25 protein-coding genes are annotated in these 26,139 nt (G+C 67.9%); 4 read left to right on the top strand and 21 right to left on the bottom strand.

The features are described from left to right. Window positions 1-27: 27 nt before the first annotated feature. From NWF34_RS04730 to hpf, 5 genes are all read right to left on the bottom strand, one after another. Window positions 28-594, bottom strand: a complete 567-nt coding sequence (locus tag NWF34_RS04730; protein ID WP_258324306.1) for a DUF6912 family protein — start codon at window positions 592-594, stop codon at window positions 28-30. Between the two features lie 60 nt (window positions 595-654). After that, a complete protein-coding gene (locus tag NWF34_RS04725; protein WP_258324305.1) occupies window positions 655-2,136 on the bottom strand; it encodes a wax ester/triacylglycerol synthase domain-containing protein in 1,482 nt (493 codons plus the stop codon). Between the two features lie 48 nt (window positions 2,137-2,184). Next, complete coding sequence (locus NWF34_RS04720) at window positions 2,185-2,655, bottom strand: Rv3235 family protein (RefSeq protein ID WP_309148626.1); 471 nt, start codon at window positions 2,653-2,655, stop codon at window positions 2,185-2,187. 194 nt (window positions 2,656-2,849) lie between these two features. Continuing rightward, the gene (gene secA / locus NWF34_RS04715; protein ID WP_258324303.1) at window positions 2,850-5,669 is read right to left on the bottom strand and encodes a preprotein translocase subunit SecA; all 2,820 of its coding nucleotides are present in this window, start codon (window positions 5,667-5,669) and stop codon (window positions 2,850-2,852) included. 177 nt (window positions 5,670-5,846) lie between these two features. Continuing rightward, complete coding sequence (gene hpf / locus NWF34_RS04710; RefSeq protein WP_024497766.1) at window positions 5,847-6,668, bottom strand: ribosome hibernation-promoting factor, HPF/YfiA family; 822 nt, start codon at window positions 6,666-6,668, stop codon at window positions 5,847-5,849. A gap of 384 nt (window positions 6,669-7,052) precedes the next feature. On the opposite strand from hpf, the gene NWF34_RS04705 reads away from it, so the two are divergent. After that, complete coding sequence (locus NWF34_RS04705) at window positions 7,053-7,721, top strand: ComF family protein (protein WP_024497765.1); 669 nt, start codon at window positions 7,053-7,055, stop codon at window positions 7,719-7,721. 7 nt (window positions 7,722-7,728) lie between these two features. On the opposite strand, the gene lpqB is transcribed toward NWF34_RS04705, so the two are convergent. Genes lpqB through mtrA form a run of 3 tightly spaced genes read right to left on the bottom strand, consistent with a single transcriptional unit; the run spans window position 7,729 to window position 11,833 of the window. After that, the gene (lpqB, locus tag NWF34_RS04700) at window positions 7,729-9,492 is read right to left on the bottom strand and encodes an MtrAB system accessory lipoprotein LpqB (protein WP_024497764.1); all 1,764 of its coding nucleotides are present in this window, start codon (window positions 9,490-9,492) and stop codon (window positions 7,729-7,731) included. Then, a complete protein-coding gene (gene mtrB, locus NWF34_RS04695) occupies window positions 9,489-11,159 on the bottom strand; it encodes an MtrAB system histidine kinase MtrB (protein WP_024497763.1) in 1,671 nt (556 codons plus the stop codon). The genes lpqB and mtrB overlap by 4 nt, the downstream gene beginning before the upstream one ends. Then, complete coding sequence (mtrA, locus tag NWF34_RS04690) at window positions 11,156-11,833, bottom strand: MtrAB system response regulator MtrA (protein WP_004023513.1); 678 nt, start codon at window positions 11,831-11,833, stop codon at window positions 11,156-11,158. Before mtrA ends, mtrB begins: the two co-directional genes overlap by 4 nt. A 97-nt stretch (window positions 11,834-11,930) precedes the next feature. Here mtrA and NWF34_RS04685 point away from each other — a divergent pair, with 97 nt between their 5' ends. Together NWF34_RS04685 and NWF34_RS04680 are read left to right on the top strand one after the other, a co-directional pair. After that, window positions 11,931-12,563, top strand: coding sequence for a dTMP kinase (locus tag NWF34_RS04685; protein ID WP_024497762.1), 633 nt, complete (start codon window positions 11,931-11,933; stop codon window positions 12,561-12,563). Between the two features lie 415 nt (window positions 12,564-12,978). Further along, a complete protein-coding gene (locus tag NWF34_RS04680) occupies window positions 12,979-13,488 on the top strand; it encodes a hypothetical protein (protein ID WP_081712384.1) in 510 nt (169 codons plus the stop codon). A 99-nt stretch (window positions 13,489-13,587) separates the two neighbouring features. Here NWF34_RS04680 and ahcY read toward each other — a convergent pair whose 3' ends face one another. The 13 genes from ahcY to NWF34_RS04615 form a co-directional block, all read right to left on the bottom strand. Then, the gene (gene ahcY, locus NWF34_RS04675) at window positions 13,588-15,063 is read right to left on the bottom strand and encodes an adenosylhomocysteinase (protein ID WP_006434582.1); all 1,476 of its coding nucleotides are present in this window, start codon (window positions 15,061-15,063) and stop codon (window positions 13,588-13,590) included. 93 nt (window positions 15,064-15,156) lie between these two features. Beyond that, window positions 15,157-16,695: an amino acid permease gene (locus NWF34_RS04670; protein ID WP_024497760.1), complete on the bottom strand. Its 1,539-nt coding sequence runs from the start codon at window positions 16,693-16,695 to the stop codon at window positions 15,157-15,159. Window positions 16,696-16,816: 121 nt separating this feature from the next. Further along, complete coding sequence (locus NWF34_RS04665; protein ID WP_159404889.1) at window positions 16,817-16,993, bottom strand: methionine/alanine import family NSS transporter small subunit; 177 nt, start codon at window positions 16,991-16,993, stop codon at window positions 16,817-16,819. Next, window positions 16,990-18,570, bottom strand: coding sequence for a sodium-dependent transporter (locus tag NWF34_RS04660; RefSeq protein WP_159404890.1), 1,581 nt, complete (start codon window positions 18,568-18,570; stop codon window positions 16,990-16,992). Before NWF34_RS04660 ends, NWF34_RS04665 begins: the two co-directional genes overlap by 4 nt. A gap of 200 nt (window positions 18,571-18,770) precedes the next feature. Beyond that, complete coding sequence (locus tag NWF34_RS04655) at window positions 18,771-19,067, bottom strand: WXG100 family type VII secretion target (protein ID WP_006434586.1); 297 nt, start codon at window positions 19,065-19,067, stop codon at window positions 18,771-18,773. Window positions 19,068-19,096: 29 nt separating this feature from the next. Then, window positions 19,097-19,417 (bottom strand): WXG100 family type VII secretion target, encoded by a 321-nt coding sequence (locus tag NWF34_RS04650; RefSeq protein WP_006434587.1) that lies wholly within the window; start codon window positions 19,415-19,417, stop codon window positions 19,097-19,099. A 115-nt stretch (window positions 19,418-19,532) separates the two neighbouring features. Further along, a complete protein-coding gene (locus NWF34_RS04645; protein WP_024497758.1) occupies window positions 19,533-20,339 on the bottom strand; it encodes an ESX secretion-associated protein EspG in 807 nt (268 codons plus the stop codon). After that, complete coding sequence (locus NWF34_RS04640; protein ID WP_024497757.1) at window positions 20,336-21,400, bottom strand: PPE domain-containing protein; 1,065 nt, start codon at window positions 21,398-21,400, stop codon at window positions 20,336-20,338. The genes NWF34_RS04645 and NWF34_RS04640 overlap by 4 nt, the downstream gene beginning before the upstream one ends. Window positions 21,401-21,485: 85 nt before the next feature. Continuing rightward, window positions 21,486-21,797, bottom strand: coding sequence for a PE family protein (locus NWF34_RS04635; RefSeq protein WP_024497756.1), 312 nt, complete (start codon window positions 21,795-21,797; stop codon window positions 21,486-21,488). Then, a complete protein-coding gene (locus tag NWF34_RS04630) occupies window positions 21,794-23,143 on the bottom strand; it encodes a hypothetical protein (protein WP_159404891.1) in 1,350 nt (449 codons plus the stop codon). The genes NWF34_RS04635 and NWF34_RS04630 overlap by 4 nt, the downstream gene beginning before the upstream one ends. Beyond that, entirely contained in the window at window positions 23,140-23,448 is a 309-nt protein-coding gene (locus NWF34_RS04625; RefSeq protein WP_006434592.1) for a type VII secretion target, read from the bottom strand. Before NWF34_RS04625 ends, NWF34_RS04630 begins: the two co-directional genes overlap by 4 nt. A gap of 58 nt (window positions 23,449-23,506) precedes the next feature. After that, window positions 23,507-23,821: a YbaB/EbfC family nucleoid-associated protein gene (locus NWF34_RS04620; RefSeq protein WP_006434593.1), complete on the bottom strand. Its 315-nt coding sequence runs from the start codon at window positions 23,819-23,821 to the stop codon at window positions 23,507-23,509. An 8-nt stretch (window positions 23,822-23,829) separates the two neighbouring features. Continuing rightward, window positions 23,830-24,213: a hypothetical protein gene (locus NWF34_RS04615; RefSeq protein ID WP_024497754.1), complete on the bottom strand. Its 384-nt coding sequence runs from the start codon at window positions 24,211-24,213 to the stop codon at window positions 23,830-23,832. A 396-nt stretch (window positions 24,214-24,609) separates the two neighbouring features. Between NWF34_RS04615 and NWF34_RS04610 the strand changes: the two genes are divergently transcribed. Continuing rightward, on the top strand, window positions 24,610-26,139 hold the full coding sequence (locus NWF34_RS04610; protein ID WP_159404892.1) for a MinD/ParA family protein: 1,530 nt from the start codon (window positions 24,610-24,612) through the stop codon (window positions 26,137-26,139).

Here is a 26,139-nt window from a genome sequence, read left to right as displayed (position 1 = left end):
GCCGTCGGGAGTCGGGGACGAGTCGGGTCAGAGCAGTTCGAGCAGGAACGGCAGCTCCTGGGTGGCATACCACGCGAGGTCGAAGTCCTCGGCGTCGCCGACGGCCAGTTCGGCGTCCAGGTCGCCCATGTCGGCTGCGTCGATGACGACCACGGCGGCACGGACCTTGTCCTCCGCCTCCTTGACGTCGACGTGGACCGAGGCGATCGCCGAGACCGGAATCGGCCCGCCCACCTTCACCACGGCGTCGTCGAGATCGGGACGGAGTTCCACCTCCTCGACGTCGGCGGCCACCACGACCCGACGAGGCGGCAACGAGGGGGTGTCGCCCGGCTTCGTGACGGCCTCGTCGGCGGCGAGATCGCCCTCGGCGGCGGCATCGCCGGGCTCCGGCGCCTCCCCGGCGAGCAGACGCAACGACGCCCGTGCCGCCTCGCGCATCGCGACCTCGGAGAGTTCGTCGTCATCGCCGGAGACGAACGCCTCGCGCAGCGCCGGGGTCAAGGAGAATCCGGTACCGCCGATCGGACGGAACTCTCCATCCGAGTTGAGCTGCATCAACATTGCCAACGTCGCCGGCAGGTAGACCCTCATTCGACCTTCGCTCCTCGCGGTCCGATTGCGGTACCCGCTCACCTTAGCCGCGACCTCGGCTTAGCCGGTGACCAGCAACTCCTCGAAGGACTCGGCGACGTAATCCGCCATGTCGGGCAGGTCCCGGATGACACCGCGGTCGGCCATGAACGCGAACTGCAACCGGTCGCCGTACTCGACGACGCTGACCGCGAGCGCCCGCGGGGACACGAGAACCGGGATGTAGAAAACCTCGCGCACCGGAACACCGAGCACGAAACGGTCGGCGACCGGGGCCGTGCTCATCGCCACCGGCACGTTGTACGAGCGGCTGTCGAGAGACCGGAACGCCCGGGAACTGATGTCGGCGAACGGCACCATACCCAGCTCGGGAAACAGCGGACTCGGGCCGGTACTCATGCGTCGCGACGACTGCGCGTACCGGTCGGCGAGTCCCGCGACCTGGGCGAGCCGCACGGTCGGGTTCGATTCCCCCACCGGCAGGTCCGTCACGAAGCTCGGTTTGCCGACACTGATCCAGCCGGGTTCGGACTCCGCCTCGACCTCCACCCCGGGGTCCCGGGTCGACAACGGGATCACCACCCGAACGGTGTCGGCCGGTACCGTGGCCGGGTCGACCGACAGCATCCACCTGCGCATCACCCCGGAGATGATGGCGAGCTCGACGTCGGTGACGGTGCAGTTGTGGTGTTCGGCGATCTTCGCGCAGTCGCGGCGCGGCACCGACGCCGTGGTGAAGGTCCGCGTCGTCGTACCCGAGTTGTTGAGCGGACTGCGGGGAGCGGAGTCGGTGAGCTGACCGACGACGTCCCCGAACCGCCGGACGGTGTTGCCGACCACCGAACGCACCTCGGACACCAGGCCGTTGCCGTGCACCATGGTCTCGACGAGGTCGCCCGGACGGGCCATCGCCTCGGCGAGCGCACCGATGACCAGGCTCGTCGTTCCCGGCGGGGAGCCGGGCATCCACAGTTCCTCGGGTAGCGACTCCGGCGTGTCGGTGTCGTCGCAGATGACCTCGCTGATCTCCGGGTGCTCCGGACCGTCGATCAGGCAGCGGTGCGACTTCGTCAGGATCGCCAGCCGTCCGTCGGCCAGACCCTCGATCAGGTACATCTCCCACAGCGGCCGTGTGCGATCCAACGGTCGGGACATCACCCGGGAGATGAGCTCGGCGAGGTCGGTGGGACCGCCCGGCCGCGGCAGGCCCGAGCGCCGGATGTGGAAGTTGATGTCGAAATCCCGGTCGTCGACCCACACCGGGCGAGCGAGCCCGAGCGTGACCTCGCGGACCACCTGCCGGTACCGGGGCGCACGCTGGAGTCGGTTCTCGACCAGCGACACCAGCGACTGATAGTCGATCGCGGGTCTGCGGGACACGGAAGCGGAAGCGGAACCGTTCTCCCCGGTCGCCGTGTCACCCGCCTTCGTCCCTTCGCCGGCGCAGGGGTCGACGACCAGCAGCGCCCCGAGATGGGTCGTCGACCGGGCATCGTCGAGGAAGTAGTACATCGCGTCGCGCGGCGACAAACGGTTCACCACGCCGCCGATCCTAGCCGCCCGGACGCGTGGTGGCCGGAATCGACAGCGTCAGCAGAACTCGAGCGCCACGAGTTGCCAGCGGTATTCGACCTGACCGAGGCCGGCTCGCGCACCCCGGCCACCGGCGCGCGGATCGGCACCACGCACACGGCACGGCTTGCGTTCGACGCGCCCGGCGAAGGCGCGGACCCGCCCGCCACTGGTGTACGACCCGAAGACCTCGGCGCTGCTGGTGTCACGCAGCTGGACGTGGACGCGGTGGAGGACCGTACCGCGAGCCGGCGGTCCCCCGGGGGCACCGCTCGTCTCGGCGACGCGGAAGGCGTCGTGGCGGACCAGTGCCGCCACCTGGTCGGCGATCGCGGGCGACACGGAGTCGCCGAGGTGCGCGATCCCGCGGCGGCGGTCGATCACCTCGAAGAGCAGTCGAGACGTGGCGACGGTGAACCTCCGGGCCTCCACCGCGGCGGCCACGGTCTTGCGCGACGGCCCCGCACCGGAGCGCGGCCGTGGGAACACGGTGCGCTCCCGGTCGGTCCCGGCACCGGTCGCCCCGGCCCCCATCGCGCCGGGCCCGGCCGGTTCATATGTGGGGGCCGGCCGAATCCGAACCCTCGTCGTCTGTGCGCCGGCGGGTGGAGCGGAAGTGAGTGTCTGCATGGGGATTGGACGCAGCCACTCCCCTGTCAGGTTCCGCTTTCACCCGAAATTTTTCAGCGGCGCTGCTTCTTGGCCTTCGGCGGCTTCGGGCGGCTGCCCTTGGTGTTCGCACGCGCGGCCGCACGACGCTCGCGACGGCTGGCCGACTCGGCGGCACCGGCCAGTTCCTCCTCCTCGGAGTGGACGACCGTGCCACCACCCTCGTCGGGGCCGGAGAACGTCATCGGCACATCGCCGTCTGAGACGCCGGACCCGCGCAATGCCGCGGGCACCTGCGAACCGGCATCGGCCGCCGGTGCCGGGGTGGGTGCACCGGCACCGACCGCAGCACGCAGATCGGCGGCGGTGGGCAGCGGCGCCTGCGGTGCCGGCTGCTCGGTCTGCACCTGTGCGTTGAACAGAATGCCGAGCGCTTCCTCCTTGAGACCCTCGAGCATGCCGGTGAACATGTCGAAGCCCTCGCGCTGGTACTCGACCACCGGATCGCGCTGCGCCATCGAACGCAGGTGGATGCCCTCGCGGAGGTAGTCCATCTCGTACAGGTGGTCACGCCATTTGCGGTCGAGGACGCTCAGCAGGACGCTGCGCTCGAGCTGGCGCATCGCACCCTCACCGGCGAGCTCGTCGATGGCCTGCTCACGCTTGTCGTAGGCGGCCTTCGCGTCGGCGACGAGGGTCTCACGCAGCTCCTCGGCCGAGATGTCGTCGCGCTCACCGTATTCCGTCTCTCCGACAACGGCTTTGGGATCGAGTTCGATCGGGTACAGGGTGCGCAGGGCGGTCCACAGCTCGTCGAGATCCCAGTCCTCGGCGTAGCCCTCGGCAGTCGCGCCGTCGACGTAGGCGCCGACCACGTCGTCGATCATCTGCTTGACCTGCTCGTGGTGATCCTCGCCCTCGAGGATCTGGCGACGCTCGGCGTAGATGATCTTGCGCTGCTCGTTCATGACCTCGTCGTACTTGAGGACGTTCTTGCGCATCTCGAAGTTCTGCTGCTCGACCTGGGTCTGAGCGCTGCGGATGGCCTTGGTGACCATCTTGGCCTCGATCGGCACGTCGTCGGGCAGACGGCTCATGATCGCCTCGAGCGCACCGCCGTTGAAGCGGCGCATGAGCTCGTCGGCGACGGAGAGGTAGAACCGCGACTCGCCCGGATCGCCCTGACGGCCCGAGCGGCCGCGCAGCTGGTTGTCGATACGACGCGACTCGTGGCGCTCGGTGCCGAGCACGTACAGGCCGCCGGCCTTGCGCACGGCCTCGGCCTCGTCGGTCGCCTCCTTGCGCGCGACCTCGATGGCCTCGTCCCAGGCCGCCTCGTACTCGTCGGGCGTGTTGACCGGGTCGAGACCGGCCTTGCGCAGGCGGGTGTCGGCGATGATGTCCGGGTTGCCGCCGAGCACGACGTCGGTACCACGGCCGGCCATGTTGGTGGCCACGGTGACCGCTCCCAGACGGCCCGCCTCGGCGATGATCTGGGCTTCCTGCTCGTGGAACTTGGCGTTGAGGACGTTGTGCGGGATCTCGCGCTTCTTCAGCTGGCGCGACAGGTACTCCGACCGCTCGACGCTGGTGGTACCGATGAGCACCGGCTGGCCGATCTCGTGACGCTCGACGATGTCGTCGACGACCGCGGCGAACTTGGCCTCTTCGGTCTTGTAGATCAGGTCGCCCTGGTCCTTGCGGACCATGGGTCGGTTGGTCGGGATCGGCAGCACCCCGAGCTTGTAGATCTGGTCGAACTCGGCGGCCTCGGTCTCGGCGGTACCGGTCATACCGGACAACTTCTCGTAGAGACGGAAGTAGTTCTGCAGGGTGATCGTGGCGAGAGTCTGGTTCTCGGCCTTGATCTCGACGCCTTCCTTGGCCTCGATCGCCTGGTGCAGGCCCTCGTTGAAGCGGCGGCCGTCGAGCACACGACCGGTGAACTCGTCGACGATCAGGACCTCACCGTTGCGAACGATGTAATCCTTGTCGCGCTGGAACAGCTCCTTGACCTTGATGGCGTTGTTCAGGTAGCTGACCAGCGGCGAATTGGCGGCCTCGTACAGGTTGTCGATGCCGAGGCGGTCCTCGACGAACTCGACACCGGCCTCGTGCACGCCGATGGTCTTCTTCTTGATGTCGACCTCGTAGTGGACATCCTTCTCGAGCAGCGGGGCGATGCGCGCGAACTCGGTGTACCACTTGCTCGACCCTTCGGCCGGGCCCGAGATGATCAGCGGGGTGCGCGCCTCGTCGATGAGGATCGAGTCGACCTCGTCGACGATCGCGTAGGCGTGGCCGCGCTGGACGAGGTCGGCGAGCGAGTGCGCCATGTTGTCGCGCAGGTAGTCGAAGCCGAATTCGTTGTTGGTGCCGTAGGTGATGTCGGCTGCGTAGGCCTCACGGCGCGCAGATGACGACATGCCGGTGAGGATCACCGCGGTCTCGAGGCCGAGGAAGCGGTGCACGCGCCCCATCCACTCCGAGTCGCGCTTGGCGAGGTAGTCGTTGACCGTGACGACGTGGACGCCGTCGCCCGACAGCGCATTGAGGTACGCCGGCAGCACGCAGGTGAGGGTCTTGCCCTCACCGGTCTTCATCTCGGCGATGTTGCCGTAGTGCAGCGCCGCGCCGCCCATGAGCTGCACGTGGAAGTGCTTCTGGTCGAGCACGCGCCACGCCGCCTCGCGGGCCGTCGCGAAGGCCTCGGGCAGCAGCTCGTCGAGCGTCTCACCGTCGGCGATCCGTTTCTTGAACTCGTCTGTCTTGGCTCGCAGTTCGGCGTCGGAGAGCGCCTCGAACTCGTCGGACAGCGCCTCGACGTGCGACGCGATCGCGTCGAGTCGCTTGACCATGCGGCCTTCGCCGACACGCAACAGCTTGTTCAGCACCGTGGATCGAGTCCCTCACCTGTAGAAAACACACGGAATCCGGCCCGTGCGAACACACAGACCGGATCCCATGGTAGCGAGGTGAGCTGAGCAGACCCTGATCGACCGGCACGTTGGCCGAAGACTTCATCCCTTCGGATTCGTCGGCGGCTCACCGGAAGGGCGGCTCAGCGGCGTTCAGGTCAGGCGGATGAGGCCGTAGTCGAACGCATGCCTGCGGTACACCACCGACGGCTTGTCGGTCTCCTTGTCGTGGAACAGGAAGAAATCGTGCCCGACGAGCTCCATCTCGTAGAGCGCGTCGTCGACGGTCATCGGTACCGCGGTGTGTTCCTTCACGCGGACGATCTGACCGGGCGTGTACTCGTCCACGTCGTCATGATCGGACGCCGTGGCGCCGGCCGGGGCGTTCCCGGGCTCACCGACGAGCCCGTCCACGGACAATTGGTTGTCCCGCAACGGCGGCGCCCCGATCTCGGTGGCCTCGGCCACCGACAGCGGACGGCGGTTGCCGTGGTGCACACGGCGCCGGTCCTTGACTCGGCGCAGGCGGGATTCGAGCTTGTCCAGGGACCGCTCGAGTGCGGCGTAGAAGTTCTCGCCGCAGGCCTGCGCACGGACGATCGGACCCTTGCCCTTCGCGGTGATCTCGACCTGCTGACAGGCCTTGGACTGTCTCCGGTTGCGTTCGTGGTACAGCTCGACGTCGAATTGGAAGATCGTCGGATCGAATCGCTCGAGGCGGGCGAGCTTGTCGCCGACGTAGATGCGGTAGTGGTCGGGTATTTCGACGTTCCGGCCGCTGAACACGATCTTGGCGATGGGCTCGGCGGGTTCGTCGGACTCCACCGTTCCCGGTGGGCGGACGAACGCGAACTCCTGGTCGTCGGAGTCGGTTTGGGCGGGTTGGTGGTCGGGCTCGAGGCCCTCCTCCACGGTCGGCCTCTGCTCTGCGAGTTTGGGTTCGCGCTGGCCTCTGCGGTGGATGACGTTGGACATTCAACTACCTCCTGAATTGTTCCCGGCGCGCCTGATACATCGTGATCTGTTGTCGCACTGATGATTTGGTCGACGTCGAGGATTAGTCCATGCCAACTGACAGCTGACACTCAACGGCAGGGGCACCACCTCCTGAAAACCGGTCGTTACCGGCGCGGGGAGCTTGTTGTCCTCCCGGCAACCCGATGTACCCACGACCGTAGTCGCAAGTTCGGGTATCGGCCACGTTTTGGCCTGCCGCGTCGGCGGAGTCGGGACAAGTGGGGTACGAAGGCCCCGGCACGGTGATCCCAAGGTCTCGGCCCACGCCGTCCAACAGGCCGATCCGTCCACAGCCGGCGCGACGCCACCGGGTCGGAGCACGACCGGACCTAGGGTCGGGACATGACCTGGCGACAGGTGCCGGCCGCGGCGGCAGATCTGGTTCTTCCCGTGGTGTGCGGCGGGTGCGGGCGGCCGGGGACGCCGTGGTGCCGACGCTGCGACAAGGCGTGGCACGACGTTCCCGTCGCCGCCCGGCCGCGCATCGAGCCGGGTGTTCCGGTGTGGGCTCTCGGGCGCTACCGGGGTCCGCACCGGCAGGGGATCATCGCGGTCAAGGAACACGATCGACGTGATCTGATCCCACCGCTGGGCGCCGCACTCGCCCACGCCGTGCGGGTCCTGGCCGGCTGGGGCGAGATGCCCGACGCGGATCGCCTGACATTGATCCCCGCACCGACCCGCCGGATGAGCGCCCGGCGTCGCGGCGGCGACCGGGTGACCGCGATCGCCGAACACGCCGCACCTCTTCTGGGGTCCCGGGTCGTCGTGACGCCGCTGTTGGTGACGTCGGCGACCGCTCGCGACTCCGCCGGACTCGACGCCCGGGCGCGTGCCCGCAATCTCGCGGGCGCGGTCCGTCTGCGCGCCGGTCCGTCTCCACCGCACGGTGCCGCGGCACTACTGATCGACGACGTCATCACCACGGGTGCCACCGCGGCCGAGTCGGTGCGCGTACTGCGTGCGGCCGGCGTCGGGGTCGCGGCGGTCGTGGTGCTGGCCGCCGCCTAGGGAGGGATCAGGGCAGCACCGGGATGGCGCCGGCGATCATGGCCGGCTCGACCTCGGTCCAGTACTGGTCGGGCTGCCCGTTGTTGCTGCCGAGACGGAGCACGCCACGCTGATCCCCGACGTAGATGGTCGACGAGTTCGCCACCACGGCCCGCACCGGTGGCGACACGTTGCCGCTGAGCAGGCCGACCGCCGGGGTGCCGTTGATCGACAGCTGCACGACCGGGGACTCGGGTGCCTCCCGCGCGATGACCAGCGTCGTCGGCGACGCCCAGTCCAGGGACACCGCACGATTGCCGACGTTGTAGGCGGCGATGCGCGGACTGGTCAGCGACACCTGCCCGTCGGCGTTCGTCGACAGCACCGCGAACACGATCTGCCCGCCGACGACGAGTGCGGCACGGACGCCGTCTGGTGCGACCTGCATCTCGGTGATGGCCCCGCGCGCCACGGTCGGGATCGACGACGCCTCGACCGGGACGGTCTGGGTCCCGTCGTCGTCACGCTGCCACTGGACGGGCTTGCCGTCCACGACCACCCACACGGAGTTCTCGTCCGCCCCGAAGGACGGCCGGGTGATGGACACGCCGCTGACGATCGGACCGACGTCGCCGCCGTAGTCGCCGATCACGCATTCGAGCCGGCGGTCGCTCGCGGTCCGGACCGCGGCCACCCGCGCGCCGTTGTCGGAGATCGTCGCCGCCCGCACATCGCGTGACGACCCCAGCGGTCCGCGCACGGGCACGGTCCCGGTGTCGGTCACCGCGCGCAACGCCCCGCCGGTGACGATGTTCAGACCGACGTCGGTCGACGGCACCGCGTTCGGATCGAAGGACCGGACGTCCGCGGGCTGCCACCCCGAGGCCCGTTCGCCCACCAGTGGCGCACCGTCGGCGTCGATCACGTACGGCCCCGAGATGTCGGCTCCGTCGAGGGTCCAGACGATCTGGGCCGCCAGGACCGTGCGATCCCTGCTCGACGCGTTGCCGATGCCGTTGAGGTCGACGCGTACCCCGCCGCCGGCCAGTCCCACCACCGGTCCGCGCAGCGTCGCCCCGCTCGGGAATCCGCTGTCGACAGCGGCGGACAGGTCGGCCGCCGGACCGTTGATGAGCCGGTTGACCAGCACGGTCGGGTCGGTGGCCTGCCCGGCGTAGAACCACCGCGGGTCCGGGACGAGTCGCCGGCCGGTGCGGTCGGAGAAGTAGAGCGAGACCGGACGGTAGGTGTTGTCGAACTGGTCGCGGTCGATCATCGTCCCGTTCGGCAGGGGCCCGTCGATCCGCCACTGGTCGCCCTGCCGGGTCAGGCTGATGCTGGTCTCGACCCGGCCCGAGGCGGGCAGCAGCTGCCCGTCCGATTTGAGGGTGCCGACGTTGTCGCCGGTCAGCCGCATGCGGACGGAGTCCTCGTTGCGCTGGTCGACGAAGATGCTGATCTCGTCGAGGATCAGCGCGTCCCCGCGGTCGTCCCACTGCTGCGAGGCGACCGGGGTCAGGAAGGCGCGCGCGGTGTCGTGTCCGGAGTCCGGGTCGACCGTCGACTTGAGAAACGCGCGGACGAGGGCCTCCGGGTCCATGTCGGACTGCGGCACCGGGGCCGCGTTGGTGGCGCCTTCGCGCTGGAAGGACTTGATGGGCTGCGGAGACGAGTCACTCGGGATCGACCCGCACGCCGACACCACCACCATCGCGACGGTGGCCATCGCGACGGCGATCACGAACCCCAGGACACTCCGACGCGGGTGTTCCGGACGACCTGCGACGCTCATTCGATACCAGCCTCCACGCCTGGTGTACGGCTACTCGTCTTGGCGGCGGTCCGGGGAGCCGAGCCGACGGATTTCAGCGGCAACGGCGAGCCGAGCACCTTGTGGCCGCGCACCAGAGGCAGGGTCAATCGGAAGCACGCACCCTTGCCGGGTTCGCCCCATGCCTCGAGCCGGCCCTGGTGAAGACGGGCGTCCTCGATGCTGATGGCCAGTCCGAGACCGGTGCCGCCCGAGCGGCGGAACCGCGACGGATCCGAGCGCCAGAACCGGTTGAACACCAGCTTCTCCTCCCCCGGCCGAAGCCCGATGCCCTGGTCGCGGACCGTGATGGCGACCGCGTCGCCATCGGACCGCATCGTGAGCGTCACCGGCTTCCGTTCACCGTGGTCGATCGCGTTGGCCAGCAGGTTCCGCAGAATACGTTCGACGCGGCGCGGATCGATCTCGGCGAGCACCGGTTCTGCGGGCAGATCGAGGACGAGTTCGGTCCCGGTCTCCTCGGCGAGATGCCGCACCGTGGCGAGAGCTCCGTCGATCGGGATGGCCATGTCCATCCGCTCGGCCGCCAGCTCGGCCATACCGGCGTCGTGGCGGGAGATCTCCAGCAATTCGTTGAGCAGCGTCTCGAAGCGGTCGAGCTCCTTGTCCAGCAACTCGACCGAACGTTTCCGGACGGGGTCGAGTTCATCGCGGCCCTCGTAGAGCACGTCCGAGGCCATGCGGACCGTGGTCAGCGGCGTCCGCAGTTCGTGACTGACGTCGGAGGTGAACTGACGCTGCAGCCCGCCGAACTCCTCGAGATGGGTGATCTGCTTGGACAGGCTCTCCGCCATGTCGTTGAACGACATCGCGAGCCGGGCCATGTCGTCCTCACCGCGCACGGGCATGCGTTCCTTGAGGCGGCCGTCGGCGAAGCGGACCGCGATCCGGGACGCCGACCGAACCGGGATGACGACCTGCCGCGAGACGAGCCAGGCGATGGCCGCGAGCAACCCGAGCAGCACGATGCTGCCGGTCAGCAGGGTGCCGCGGACGAGGTCGACGGTGTTCTGCTCCGCGGTCAGGGGGAAGACCAGATACAGCTCGAGACCGGGAACCGACGCGTTGGTCGGCGTGCCCACGATCAGCGCCGGCGCGTGCCCGCCGGAACCGTTGGGTACCTGGGTGTACTGATAGGCCACCTGGCCGCCCCGAACCATGTCCCGGAGGTTCGACGGCACCTCGGCGGTCGGGCCGACGCCGCTGGACGCACTGCCCCCGGACGATCCGGGGACGAGCAGGACGGTGTCGAATGCGCCGACGGTTCCAGAGGCCTGTCCGGTGTCGGCATCACGATCGGTCAGCAGCGACCGCGTCTGCTGCAGCCGGTTCTGCACCGACATGTTGCCGGCGCCGCTGGACAGGTCGCGTTCCACCGAGATGCGGGCGCGGTCGATCTCCTCGGTCGCCGCCGCCAGCTTCACGTCGAGGAGTCGGTCGGTGATCTGGGAGACCAGCACGAAACCCAGGATGAGCAGCACGACGACCGACAGCGACAGCGTCGACGCCACGACCCGCAGCTGCAGCGAGCGCCGCCAGATGTGCCCGAAGGCACGTCCGACAGCGCCGGCAGCGCGGGTGAAGCGTCCGAAGGTGCTGTTGACCCGTCGTCGGGAACGACCGATCACGGCGGGCCGGCCTTGTAGCCGACCCCCCTCACAGTCAGCACGACCTCGGGGTTCTCCGGGTCGGTTTCGACCTTCGCACGCAGACGCTGAACATGCACGTTGACGAGTCTAGTGTCCGCCGGGTGACGGTAGCCCCACACCTGTTCGAGGAGGACGTCGCGGGTGAAGACCTGACGCGGCTTTCGCGCGAGCGCGACCAGTAGATCGAACTCGAGCGGGGTGAGCGAGATCGGCACGCCGTCGCGGGTCACCTTGTGCGCAGGGACGTCGATCTCCACCGGACCGATCGAGAGCAGTTCGGCCGGCTCCTCGTCCGTCCGGCGCAGGCGTGCGCGCACACGGGCGACGAGTTCCTTCGGCTTGAACGGCTTGACCATGTAGTCGTCGGCACCGGACTCGAGACCCAGCACGACGTCGACGGTGTCGGACTTCGCGGTCAGCATGACGATCGGGACACCGGAGTCGGCACGCAGCACGCGACACACGTCGATGCCGTTCATGCCCGGGAGCATGAGGTCGAGGAGCACGAGGTCGGGACGGATCTCCCGCACCGCGGTGAGTGCCTGCGTCCCGTCACCGACCACGAAGGGTTCGAAACCCTCGCCGCGCAACACGATCGTCAGCATCTCGGCGAGAGCGGCGTCGTCGTCGACGACGAGGATGCGAGGCTTCATGTGTTCAATGGTGACACCATCGTGATGAAAGCGTGGTGAATGACGCGCCGTACCGGACGTACTGGCTCGATTCGTCCCACCACATACACTCCTCCGCGTGGGTCAGTTGATTGCGGTGGAGGGGCTCGACGGCGCCGGTAAGAACACGTTGGTCACCGGTCTGGTCGAGCGCTGGACGGCGTCGGGTCTGCGGATCGCGACGTTCACCTTCCCGCGCTACGGGAAATCCGCGACCGCCGACATCGCGTCCGAGGCGCTGCACGGTTCGCACGGCGACCTGCGGGACAGCGTGTACGCCATGGCCCTGCTCTTCGCCCTCGACCGGGCCGATGCCGCGGAAGACATCGCAGCGGCCACCGCGGCCAACGACATCGTCATCCTCGACCGTTACGTCGCGTCGAACGCGGCCTACAACGCCGGACGCCTGGAACAGGACGTCGACGGAGAGGTCGTGCGATGGGTCGCCGACCTCGAATACGGCCGGTTCGGGATGCCCGTACCCGATCGACACGTGTTGCTGGGGGTGCCCGCCGAGGTGGCGATGCAGCGCGCCCGGACCCGGGCCGCCGGCGATGCGAGCCGGGTACGCGACGCCTACGAACGCGACAGCGACCTGCAGCGCCGCGTCGACGCGGTGTACCGCCGGCTCGCCGAGGACAACTGGACATCCCCGTGGTACCGGTATGACGGGCAGGACATCGCCGCGCTGGCCGATCTCCTGATTCCCTGACCCAAGGCGCGCGCAACACCCGAAACAGGTGTCATTCGGACGAACGCCACCGGCGATGACGGGGCTCTGCCGCCACCACGGCACTTCGATAGCCTGAATCAATGACTGGGGAGAGGGTCGCATGACCTATCAGCCGCCACCACCCGGCGGTGCGCCGCCACCGTTCGGACCCGGTCGGCCCGGACAAGGCCCCCAGTGGCCGGGCCCCGGCGGGCGGCAGCCCGGCGGACCCCGTCCAGGACAGTTCCCGCCCGGGCAGACACCCCCCGCGCCACAGCCGCGACCACCCTACGGACCATACGGCCCCCCGCCTCCCTACGGCGCCTACGGTCCCGGGCCATACGCTCAGCGCGGCGGTCACGGAGGCCCTCCGGGCGGCCCCTATGGTCCCCCGCCACCCCGGCGCAACGCCGGCGTGATCGTCGCCTGGATCACCGGCGGCGTCGCGGTGGTGGCCCTCGTCGCCCTCGTGGTCACCCTCATGGTGACGTCGTCCGGACCAGACGAGTCCACCGTGGCAACGGGTTCGAGCACCTCGTCGAACAGTTCGCCGGATGGTTCCGCGAGCACCGCGGACGAATCGGAATCCGAATCCGCAGACCACGCAGCGCTTTCCCAGATCCGGGCGGCCCTCCAGAACTACGTGTCGGCTCGCAACGCGCGTGACGTCGTGCGCATGAAGGCCGCGGTCTGCACGCAATCGCGCGACCGGATCACCGGCCCGCCGCCCGACGACGACGGCAACATCGTGGTCGACGGCTTCCTCGGGACCGTGTTCGACGGCGACGTCGCACAGTCCGAGGTCGTGTCCCACCTCGAGAAGGGCAACCAGCGCACCGAATCCGAGAAGTCCAAGGAGCGGTTCCTGAAGGAACGCGGTTCGTGGATCTACTGCCCCGACGCCGAACCCGACATCGGTGCCTGAACAGCGAAAAAGCCGCAAACCCACCACTTTTGGAGATTTCCACCACCCGATCGGGTGGTGGATTTCTCCATCAGTGGTGGGTTTGCGACGCAGGTCCGATCAGTAGCGGTAGTGCTCCGGCTTGTACGGACCCTCGACGTCGACGCCGATGTACTCGGCCTGCTCCTTGGTGAGCTTCGTCAGCTTGCCGCCGAGCGCCTCCACGTGAATGCGCGCAACCTTCTCGTCGAGATGCTTGGGCAGACGGTAGACCTCGTTGTCGTACTCGTCGTTCTTGGTCCACAGCTCGATCTGCGCGATGACCTGGTTGGAGAAGCTGTTGCTCATCACGAACGACGGGTGGCCCGTCGCGTTGCCGAGGTTGAGCAGACGCCCCTCGCTCAGCACGATGATCGACTTGCCGCTGTCGAAGATCCACTGGTCGACCTGCGGCTTGACGTTGATGCGCTTGGCGCCCGAACGCTCGAGGCCGGCCATGTCGATCTCGTTGTCGAAGTGACCGATGTTGCCCAGGATCGCCTGGTGCTTCATCTGACGCATGTGGTCGATGGTGATGATGCCCAGGTTGCCGGTGGAGGTGATCACGATGTCGGCGTCACCGATCGCGTCCTCGACGGTGACCACGTCGTAGCCGTCCATCAGGGCCTGCAGCGCGTTGATCGGGTCGATCTCGGTGACCTGGACACGGGCGCCCTGCCCGGCCAGCGACTCCGCGCAACCCTTGCCCACGTCGCCGTAACCACAGATCAGCACCTTCTTGCCGCCGATGAGGACATCGGTACCGCGGTTGATGCCGTCGATCAGCGAATGGCGGGTGCCGTACTTGTTGTCGAACTTGGACTTGGTGACCGAGTCGTTGACGTTGATCGCGGGGAACGTCAGTTCGCCGGCGGCGGCGAACTGGTAGAGCCGCAGTACGCCGGTGGTGGTCTCCTCGGTCACGCCCTGGACCGACTCGGAGATGGTGGTCCACTTGTTCTTGTCGGTCTCGAAACGCTTGCGCAGCAGTTCGAGGAAGACCTTGTACTCGGCCGGGTGATCATCCTCGGCGGGCGGCACGACACCGGCCTTCTCGAACTCGGCACCGCGCAACACCAGCATGGTGGCGTCACCACCGTCGTCGAGGATCATGTTGGCCGGCTTGTCCGCCTCGGGCCAGGTCAGCATCTGCTCGGCTGCCCACCAGTACTCCTCGAGCGTCTCGCCCTTCCAGGCGAACACCGGGACACCCTTGGGCTCGTCCGGGGTGCCGTGGGGACCCACGACGACGGCCGCAGCCGCGTGATCCTGGGTCGAGAAGATGTTGCACGACGCCCAGCGGACCTCGGCGCCGAGCGCAACAAGCGTCTCGATCAGCACAGCGGTCTGAACGGTCATGTGCAGCGATCCGGAGATTCGAGCACCCTTGAGCGGCAGGACGTCTGCGTTCTCACGACGCAGTTCCATCAATCCGGGCATCTCGTGCTCGGCGAGCTCGATCTCCTTGCGGCCGAAGTCCGCCAGGGACAGATCGGCCACCTTGTAGTCGATCCCGTTGCGGCTGTCGGCCTTCAGCTCGTCCTGAGCAGTCGTCATCTGATCCCCTTGTCGTTCGCGTCGGACGCCGCGTGTCTGCAGCGCGATATGCGTTCGATCCAGGCTATCCGACCACGCCCGCCGAGCCCATTGTCAGGTGTCGGGCCCGGGTTCTCCGGCTGCTACGCCCGGGGTTCCGATCTGCTCACCTCGCTCGCGCCGGGCGAAGACCGAATGGCGGTATCCGTACGAGAAGTACACGACGACGCCGACCACCATCCACACCACGAACCGGATCCATGTCTCCACGGACAGGTTCAGCATCAACCACAGGCAGGCGAGGATGGCGAGGATCGGGATGAGCGGAACGAAGGGCGCCCGGAAGCCGCGTTCGAGATCGGGCCGGGTCCGGCGGAGGACGAGCACCCCGATGCTCACCAGTACGAACGCGAAGAGGGTGCCGATGTTGACCATCTCCTCGAGGGTTCCCATGGGGAAGAACGCCGCCAGCACACCCGAGACGATGCCGACGACGACGGTGAAGCGCACCGGTGTACCGCGCCTGCCGGTGTGCGCCAGCGATCGGGGCAACAGTCCGTCGCGCGCCATCGCGAATCCCACGCGGGTCTGACCGAGCAGCAGCACCATCACGACCGTGGTCAGGCCGGCGAGCGCGCCGAGGTCGATGACCCAGCCCGCCCAGGTGACACCGTTCGCCTCGAATGCCGTGGTGAGGGTCGACCCGGTCACCTCTCCGGTCACCGGATCGGTCTGGTCGGCCAGTTCCGGGTAGGGCACCATCCCGGACACGACCAGACTGACCGCGACGTAGAGGACCGTCACGATGGCCAGAGATCCCAGGATGCCGCGCGGCATCGCCTTCTGCGGGTTCTTCGTCTCCTCGGCGGTCGTGGCCACGACGTCGAAACCGATGAAGGCGAAGAAGACCAGCGATGCCGCCGCCAGCAGGCCGTACCAGCCGAAGGTGCTGCCCTCGGCACCGGTGATCGCCGAGAAGAGCGTCTGGTGGAGGCCGGTGTCGCCCTCGGCGGGCGGCGCGGCGGGCGGCACGTAGGGGTCGTAGTTCTTCATCTTGATGTAGAACGCGCCGACCACGATGACCAGCAGGACGACGAAGACCTTGATGGTGGTGATGACGAGTGACACCCGCGACGACAGTTTGGTACCGAGAGCCAGCAACACCGTCAGCACGGCGATCAGCAGCACCGCGCCCCAGTCGAAGCTGATCGAGTCGGTGATCTGTACCGATGCCGCGGAGCCGAGGATGTTGCCCAGGTAGAGCGACCAGCCCTTCGCGACCACGGACGCGGCCAGGGCGAACTCGAGGATCAGGTCCCACCCGATCACCCATGCGACGAACTCGCCGAAGGTGGCGAACGAGAAGGTGTACGCACTGCCGGCGACGGGCACGGTCGAGGCGAACTCGGCGTAGCAGAGCGCGGCCAGCGCGCAGGCGATCGCGGCCAGCACGAAGGCCAACGACACCGACGGCCCGGCGAGATTGCCCGCGGTCCGGGCGGTGAGGGTGAAGATGCCGGCACCGACCACGACCGCGACGCCGAACACGGTGAGATCCCACGCCGTGAGGTCTCGGCGGAGTTTGGTATCCGGTTCGTCGGTGTCGGTGATCGACTGCTCGACCGACTTGATGCGCTTGAACGGGTTACTCATCGTGCCTCCTAGGACCGAAGGTGACGCGCATCGCAGCTCATCCAGGCCAGTTGACCGGAGGCTGATCGTACGCCGAGCGCAGGTGGGACCACCAGGCCCGACTGAGCTCAGCCGTTGCGGTTCAGGTGTCGCGGAACGGGTGCGGCTGCGCTGCGCGTTCCTCGTCGTCGCGCACGAGGTCGGGATCCTCGAACAGATCCACCTCGGAGCGACGGTTCAGGAAGATGATGCTCGCGACCAGCCCTCCCCACACGATCCCGATGGAGACGAGGAGCATGACGATGGCGACACCACTCATCGGAGGGCCTCCTCGGTGGGATTGGGGGCGGCGCCGCGGACACCGTCCGGCAGTGGTGGCCACGGCAGGAAATCGGGTTCGTCGCGGCCCTTCCACGACGGCAGGGTCAGGGCGACGGCAGCGATGACGATCAAGGCGATGGTGCCCCACCCGAAGACGCTGATGTACCAGGTGGGATACCCCTCGTACCCTTCGTCGATCACCGACCAGACCTTCTGGACGAGCATGATCGTCAGGAAGATCGGCGCGACCACACCGACCAGCCCGAGCCAGATCTTGCCGACCTTGAACGTCGACACCGCATTCAGGTGGTGGCGCAGCATGTCGCCGCGTCGCAGCACCCAGATCAGGATGATCGTCATCAGGATCGCCGAGGAGACCACGCCGACGTTGTTGGCGAACATGTCGACGGTGTCGAGGGCGATGAGGCCCGAAGTGGTCGAGAACAACCCGACCGAGATGAGACCGCACACCACGGACACGCCGACCGCGGCCTTGGTCCGGGACAGGCCCCACTTCTCTTGCAGCGCACTCGACACGCCGATCATCAACGAGATCAACGACGTGAACCCGGCGATGACCAGCGAGCCGAAGAACAGCGCACCGAAGAACGCGGCGCCGGGCATCTCCGAGATGACCGCCGGGAACGTCACGAAGGACAGGATCGGTCCGGTGAGACCCTCGAGGTCGGACACGGCGACCTGCTGCTGGTAGGCGAGGAAGCCGAGCGCGGAGAAGACGCCGATGCCGGCGAGGATCTCGAACGAGGAGTTCGCGAATGCGACCACGAGACCGGAGCTGGTCATGTTCGCCTTACGCCGCTGGAACGACGCGTAGGCGATCATGATCCCGAAGGCAATCGACAGCGAGAAGAAGATCTGGCTGTACGCCGCGATCCACACGTCGAGGTCCTTCAACGCCGCCCACTGCGGGGTGAACAGGGCATTGAGGCCGTCGACGGCACCGGGCAGCGTGAGAGCGCGGATCACCAGCCCCGCGAAGCCGACGAAGAGCAGCGGGATGAAGACGACGTTGACCTTCTCGATGCCGTTCGCGACGCCCAGCATCAGCACGGCGAGCACGGCCAGCCACACGACGATCAGCGGTAACGCGACGCCGCCGACGATGGTCGTGGAGACCCCGGGGTCGCCGACCTTCAGGTACTCGCCGGTGAAGAAGGCCGCGGGATCGTCGCCCCAGCTCTGATCGAACGAGAAGAAGAAGTAGCTCAGGGCCCACGCGATGACCGCCGCGTAATAGACACCGATGACGAACAGCAGGCCGGTCTGGAACCAACCGAGGACCTCGGCCGGCTTCTTGATCCGCCGAAAGGACAACGGCGCGGTGCCGCGGAAACGATGACCTACTGCGTAGTCGAGGAACAGCACCGGGATGCCCGCGGTGAGTAGGGCGACCAGATACGGGATGAGGAATGCCCCACCACCACTCTCGTAGGCCACGCCGGGGAACCGCCAGATGTTGCCGAGCCCCACCGCCGATCCGATTGCGGCGAAGATGAAGCCGGAATTCCGGGTGAAGGACTCCCGGGGCTCTCCGGCGGCGTTCGCAGATGCCACTGCTACCTCCTCGTCGGGCGCTGAGTCCTCGAGACACGGGTGCCCCGACGACCGTCGGATTCCGACGCTATCGCACCCACCCGTCACGCGGGCCCGTTGACGTCGGCCTGTCGGAATGCCGTCGACGGATGCTCCCCGATGAGCAGAGACGACAACGGGAACCCCGCGGGATGACCGCGGAGTCCCCGTCGGCGTGTCGATCAGGCGAGCGAGCGGAACCCGCTGGCGATCGAGGAGTCGGTGTCCGACATGATGCGGCTCGCGTTGCTGACGCCGGACTGCAGCGACTGCAGCGACTCCCGCGACTGCGTGAAGATGCGGTCGAAGTTCATCTGTGCGTCGAGGTAGGCCGCCTTCGCCTCAGCCGAACTCCAGTTGCCGTCGAGCGCGGCGATCTGGTTCTTGAGCTGCGTGTTGAGAGCGTCGAGCTCACTGAATGCCCGCTGCAGTCCGCCACTGAGGTCACCGAGTGCCGCGAAATCGTAGTTGATGGTCATGGAAGTCCCTTTCGAAGAGGCGAAGCAGGTCAGACGGTGATGTTGAGGCCACCGGCTGCGGCGGCGTCCTGGTCCTCGTAGCCGGTGAAGCCGTTGGTCAGCTGGGCCTTGATCTGATCGAGGAGCTGGTTCATCGTGTTCGCGGCCTTGTTCCAGTCGGTGTGTGTGCCGTCGAATGCCACGCCCGCCTTGCCTTGCCACGTCGGCGTCGCGTTCGACGCGTGCTTCGCGATGACGTCGATCGTTTCTTTCATATCGGCGACGATCCCGCCGACGCCGGCCGCGGTGGCCTGGCCCTCCGCGACATCGACCTTCACACCGGGGCCACTGGCACCTGGCAGATTCAGCATGAGTTGTCCTCCTGTGTAACGGCACCGTTTGGCGATGCCCCCGTTGGTATCCGTGACACAGATACCCCTGACAGTTGTCTCTCGCGGTGTGGACCGCGAGATCCCCCGATGCGGATCATGTCGACCACGTCCCGCCCGGGAGGGTCTCGATCAGCAGGCGCACGGCCTGCGCGATCCGATGACCCGAACCCGGTGAGAGGGTGGTCCACACCCGACCGTCCGGAGACTTACTGGGACTCGACACGATCCGCCCCCGGGCGGTGTCGAAAACGGCTAGGGCCCCAGAAGATTGGGAGAATCGTCCGTCCTCGTTCGAGGAGGCGACGATCTCGGTGCGCACCCGGCAGGATGCGAATGCCGAGGAGATGACGACGGCATCGGCCAGCGGCACGCCGAGCGTGTACAGAGCGTCGGTGACCTCGGTACCCGTGCCACTCCGTCCGAGGCTGTCGACGAGTTCGTCGGTGGGTACCGAGAACGAGGTGAACTCGCATGCAGCGGCGTCGTCGAACCGGGAGCGCACGATGTCGGCCACCGCGTCGAGGTCGGCGAGCTCGACGACGGCCAGGTCGAGCCGTTCGCCGGAACGTTCGGCCAGAACATGCTCATAACCCCTGCGTGCCAGGCACATTCGGCGAACACCGGTATCGGTGAAGGAACGGATCTCGATCTCACGTTGCGGCCGGGAGAGGACGCGGAGAACCGTGGCCAGCCACGGGACGGGCTCGTCGTGGTCCACCAGGCCGAGGGCGGCGATGGCCGCATCGCTCTCGCGGTCGGCCACATGCTGCGCGGACTCGTCCTCAGCACCGACGGGCATGTCGAGCACCACCGGCCAGGTCTGCACGCCGAAGCGATCCCCGAGGCGAAGGAGCACAGCCGCGTCGAGCGCGACGGCGTCGTCGTGAGTCGTCGGCATCATGCGCGGTCCCCGTGATCACCGAGGAACAATGTCTCCGCCAGATACCGCGGATCAACCTTCGAAGACTCGGAGACCGGCGCCGAGACATAGTGGGCTGCAGGATGATCGGAGGTTTCGACGTCGGCCCAGGTGCGCGGGGCGTCAAGGCCGTCCGACGCACGTGCGAGGCCATCGCCGGGATCGGACGACTCGGAGTCGACGGAGACGCTGCGGATGGTGGCGCCACGATCGCCGGCGGCCGCCGTTCCGGGCGCCATCGGTGGCGGCACACCGGCCCCCGGCGTGGTCGCCGTACTCGCGGATGCCGCAACGGGAGTCGCAGACGGGGGTCCAGCACTCGCCACGACCGTCGGCGCGTAGCGGAGCTTTTCCGCGGGCGGCGCGTACGAGCCGGACATCACACCCGTCATCGGCGCGCTCGGAGGCGTCATCGGTGGCGTGACCTCGGCTCGCGCCCCGGCCCGAGCTGCGGCGGCCTGCTCGGAAGCAAGCGCCTCGCCGGACACCAGGTCGGGAGCCCGGCGCGAAGACGGCCAGGGTTTGCCCACCGGTTCCGTCGCGTTCTCGTACGTCTGCATGACCCGGGCTGCGCGCATACGTTGCTGTGCGACAGCACGTTCGGCCTCCGCCGCGGCCCCGGCGATGATCGGCGCGACCGCGGTTGCGCTGGTGGCGATCTCGTGGAGCTTCGTCGCCACCTCGACCTCGGCGAGGTTGGGCATGTTCAGGCGCGCGACGGTGGTCGCAGCTGCCTGCGCCTCCGCACGCAGGGCATTCTCCGCAGCCTCGGCGGCGGTGTCGGCGAACCACGGAGCCAGCTCCGTGAGTTTCTCGAACGCCGCACTGGTGTGTGCGGACTGCCAGTGCACACCCATTCGCGCGAGTACCGCAGCGTAGTCGATCCCGGCCTCGCCGATCTCGGTCGCGAGCGACGCCCACGCCGACCCGGCTTCCGCCAGTGGCGCGGGACCCGGCCCGGCCCCGAGGTCGGCGGCAAGTTGTCCGCTCGTACGCGCGTCCCAGTTGACGCCGGTGAAGCCTGCTCCGGTCGTGCTGGTCATGGTCCCTCCCCTCTGCTGGTCCACGAGTCTGGTGCGATGTCCGAGTCGACTGCCGCGGTGGCGGCGGTCGGTCAGGTATGTGGGTTCACGCCTCGGTCTTGAATGCGGCGGCGGCCTCGGCTTCACCCTCGATGAATCCGGACGCCTGCGCCCGGAGCAGGGCGGCGATCTTGCGAAGCTCGAGAATGCCGGTCGCCGTGTCCTTCTCGAACTCCCGGGCCACCGAGGTGAAACTGGCCGCGGTTGCGGTCGACACCTCATCCCGACCCTGGGCGTGAACCGCGAGCTTCGGCCCCGCACCGTTGAGAGCCAGTTCCAGCCGATCCGCGATCTTGTCGAGATCACCTGCAGCCGAGAACAATGCGTCGGGCTCTACGCGAAGTTGTGTGTTGCTCATACTTCCTCGTCTCGTGTCAGACCGGGCACGCCCAGCCGTAGCTCGATGTCCGGACCGGAATCGGTGTCGGCCGTCTCGTCGTGGCCGATGACCGCGGGTGCGACCTCGGGATCTTCACCGACCACCGCGCGCCCGTTGTCCTCGGTGACCAGATAATCGGGCACGCTGTGCTGCCCCTCGGACGCACCTGCTCCACGCGCTCCGGCTCCGGCTGCGCCCATCGGCGCCCCGCCCATCGGCATCGCCGCCGGCGTCGTCGCGACCCGAGTCGCCGCCGGCGACCCCATCGCAGGCTCGCCGACGCCGAAACTGGTCGGCACCGTCGGACGGGAAGCGCTCAGCGGCGCCATGATGCCGCCGACTCCGCCGATTCCGCCGCCACCACCGCCTCCGCCCCCTCCGCCGCCGCCTCCGGCGGCCTTGGCCTTGGTGAGCGGGATTCCGGCCGGGCCGACGATCGCCGAATCGGGATTGACGCCGAGCATCTTGCTGATCGGCTGCATCAACGAGGACGGGAGTTCGGCGGCAGTGGACACCGCCGGGGAGACCACGTCGAGGACCGAGCCGGCCAGGGCGAACGGGGACTGCCCGGCACCTGCGGTGGGCGCGCCGGTGACCGCGACGGGCGCCCCGTTCGCGGTCATGGCCGTCGTGGGAGCGAGGAGCTCTGCCCGGGTCACCGCGACCGCCGCGGTGGCCAGTTCCAGCCCGGCCCCGGCGACCACCGCCGCCGTACTGAGCCCGACCGCGATCGCCGGACTCATGATGACGGGGACCAGAGCCGAGATCTTGGCGACCGTGGCGGCGACGATTCCCTGGACGACGGCCAACCCCTTCGCGACGATGGCGGCGGCGGTCTTGGTGTCGATCGAGATGCCGGATCCCTGGGCTGCCAGGGCCGTGCTGTTCGTTCCGGCCTCGGCAGTCTTGGTGGCCGCACCGACCGCACCCTGGCCCGACCACAGCTGATCGGCGAGCTTGAGTGCGCCCTGCCCCATCGTCATCGACGTCTCGAGCACCTTGGTGAGGCTGTCGAAGATGATCGTCGGGTCGAATCCGGCACCGTTGAGATCACCGCTGCCGAACCCACCGAGCAGGTCGGTGATCGGCTTGATGAACATGTCCAGGTTCGGTGGCTGTATCGGTGGCAGACCCGGCATCGGCGGCAACGGCGGCAGTGCGGGGAGGGGCGGAAGTCCCAGTCCCCCGAGCACATCCGCAACCGTGCGGTCGAGGATCGGTCCCAGCGGACTGGCGTCGATCATCTCCTGCACCGTCATGTGGTTCAGTGCAGGCACGTCCGGGACGCCGGGCAGCGGGCCTGGCCACGGAGGGATCGGGGTCACAGCACCGAGCGGATCGCCGCGGCGGTCGCCGCGTCGGTGCCCTCGTACTCGGCGAGACCTGCCACCGTGGAGGCGGCGGTCGCGGCGTGTACCGCGGCGAGCTGTCCGACCGACATCAGGTGATTGGCCTGAGCCACGATGAACGACGCGAGGAACTCCTGACCGATGAGGCCGAACACCGGGACCATCGCAGCCGTGTTGGCGGCGGCGTCGATCGACCCGGCCGTTCCGATGGCGGACGCCATGGCCGCATTCGTCGCCGCGAAGCCTTCGAGCGCTTCGGATGTCACTTTCACGTTTGTCATCACAACCCCCTCGTGAGTGCAAGTCTTTCTCGGTCGGCCACCTGTCGGCCGGTCGGTGTCATTCACCCGCCGGACGCGCACCGAGCATGTCGCCGAACGATTCGTTGAAGTCCTCGGTCACGGCCGCCACGCGGGCGTAGACCCGTTGTGCGGCAAGAGCCGAAGTCGCCACGATCTGCTCACCCAGCCGTGCGGCGCCGAGTTCGTTCGCGCCACGCTCGAGGCGAAGATCGATCAGGGCCCCCTTCGCGTCGACCTCGGCGGTCACCAGACCGTCGGCCGAGGTCACCGCCACCGTGATCGCCTCGAGGTTCTCCTGGAAAGATCGCAGTCCGTCCAGCTGACGGGCGGCACGCGCCTCGAGTTCGTCCATGGCCCAGCTCATCGGCGCAACCACGACGTCATGGCGTCGGCTTCCTCGTCGTCACGCTCTTCGGCCGCGGACAGATCCTCCGGACGCGGCAGCTTCATCTCGTTGACGAGATCGCGATCGACTCCGGCCGCGAGCAGGTTCTCCCGCAACCGGATTCCGGCCGACATCGCGGCCTGCTTGCACAGGCGCAGGATGTCAGCAGCCAGCAGTTCGGGATGTTTGTCGAGTTCGGTGGACGCGATGTGCACGGCAACCGGCAGACCTTGGGCCGTTGTCCGGACGGCCAGGCCACCAGATCGCGAACGTGCTTGTGAGAACTGATGCACAGGCGCCCACGGATCGTCGTCGCGCGCGTCATCGGCATACGTTGCCGTCTCATCGGTGTAGCTCATCGAAGCCGAACCCCCCTTCACGCCGAATTAGACGCAGACGGGGTTCCTCCCGGTTCCATCGAATTTTCGTTCGACGAAGCCACCTCCCAGATACGGTCACCGCGTCATGCATCACCATGACCACGGTGCCGCCCCGCCTCGCACCTGGGATTCAAGTGCCTGATCCTGCCACAATCCGATCAACGCCACCACACGCCGAATCCGATATCTCGAACCCAGGTGTGAGACGAACTGTGGATCTCGTCCGAAATCCTCTCACACCCTTGGGTACACTCTCGTCGACGCTGCCGGAGTCGATCACAGTGCAAGCAGATCCTCGCATGCCGCCGGTGATCATGCTCGCGCACGGATCACCGCTCGCCCGGTCGGCCCGGCCGCAAGACCAGAGGATTCCCGATGACGTACGAGAACTCGACGCCGAACGGCGCCGACGCGCCGGCACCACCGCCGTGGCTGCAGTTCGCACCGCCTCCCCCGGAGGCCGCACCGGCTCCGCAACCACCGTCGGCACCGGCGCCACCGCCCTCGTCGAAAGACGGCCTAGACACCGCTTTACCGCCGATCCCCGGCCACACCCAGCCGAAGGCCACGGCGCCGCCCGGCCACGACGCACCGCGTCCACCCGAGACGAATCCCGCTGGCCGCACCACGCCCGCGACCGCCGGTCGGTACACGCCACCGCCGGTTCCGCCCGCGCCCGAGCCGGGCCGGTTCCCCGCTACGAATCCGGCAGCCGACCCGTACACGCCTCCGCCCGGACCGCCCATCCACGCCGGGCCCACTCCCCCGTTCGACCAGTCATCCCCACCGGCACCTCACCTGCCTCCGTCGTTCCCGGAGTCCGGAGCCCACGTCCCGGCCCGCCCCGCCGGCCCGCCGATGGTGAACAGTCAGATGCCGCCGGGACAGTTCGGCCCGGGCACCGGCCCCGCACCCGCATATCCGGGTCAGCCGATGCCTGCGGGTTACGGCCCGCCACCGGGCGGACCGTCGCTGGACGAGGTCGCATTGATCCGCAAGGCGCGTCGTGCACCGAGCCGCGGATGGCGACGAGCGGTCCACACCCTGTCGGCCGGCGCCATCAACCCCGGTGAGTCACAGGGCGACATCGCCCATCAGCAGCTCCTCGAACGCGTGAACCGGCCCGTGCGGGGCGACTATCGGATCGCGGTGCTGTCGCTGAAGGGCGGCGTCGGCAAGACGACGACCACCGTCGGCCTCGGCTCGACCTTCGCGTCCCTGCGCGGTGACCGGGTGATCGCCGTCGACGCCAACCCCGACCTCGGCACGCTCGCCCAGCGGATCCCGCAGCAGACGCGGTCCACGGTCCGCGATCTGCTCGCCGATCAGAACGTGTACCGCTACTCCGATGTCCGGGCTCACACATCCCAGGCACCTAGCCGCCTGGAAGTGCTTGCCTCCGAACGTGATCCGGCGGTGGCCGAGGCGTTCAACGAGGAGGAGTACCGCGGGGTCGTCACCATCCTCCAGCGGTTCTACAACATCATCATCACCGACTGCGGCACCGGTCTGAGCCACTCGGCGATGAACGGTGTCCTCGACCTCGCCAACACGATCATCCTGGTCAGCTCGCCGGCGCTCGACGGTGCACGCAGCGCCGGTGCGACCCTGGACTGGCTCGAGGCCCACGGTTTCGGGCACCTCGTGTCGCGGGCCGTCGTTGTGCTGAGTTCGTCGCGTCCCGGGTCGTCGACCATCGACACCGATCAGCTGGGCCAGCACTTCCTGACCAGGTGCCGTGCGGTCCACAAGATCCCGTTCGACGACCATCTCGCGGAGGGCGCCGACGTCGACCTCGAGCTGATGTCGAAGGACGCCAAGCGGTCGTTCGTCGAGCTCGCGGCCACCATCGCCGACGATTTCTCGGGTACCACGCTGCCGCGGGAAGATCCCTACCTCGGATAG

This window comes from Gordonia sp. GONU (assembly GCF_024733855.1).
Lineage (GTDB): Bacteria > Actinomycetota > Actinomycetes > Mycobacteriales > Mycobacteriaceae > Gordonia > Gordonia amicalis.
Note: the sequence above shows the minus strand (reverse complement) of the source record. Positions and strands in the feature narration are given on the sequence as shown.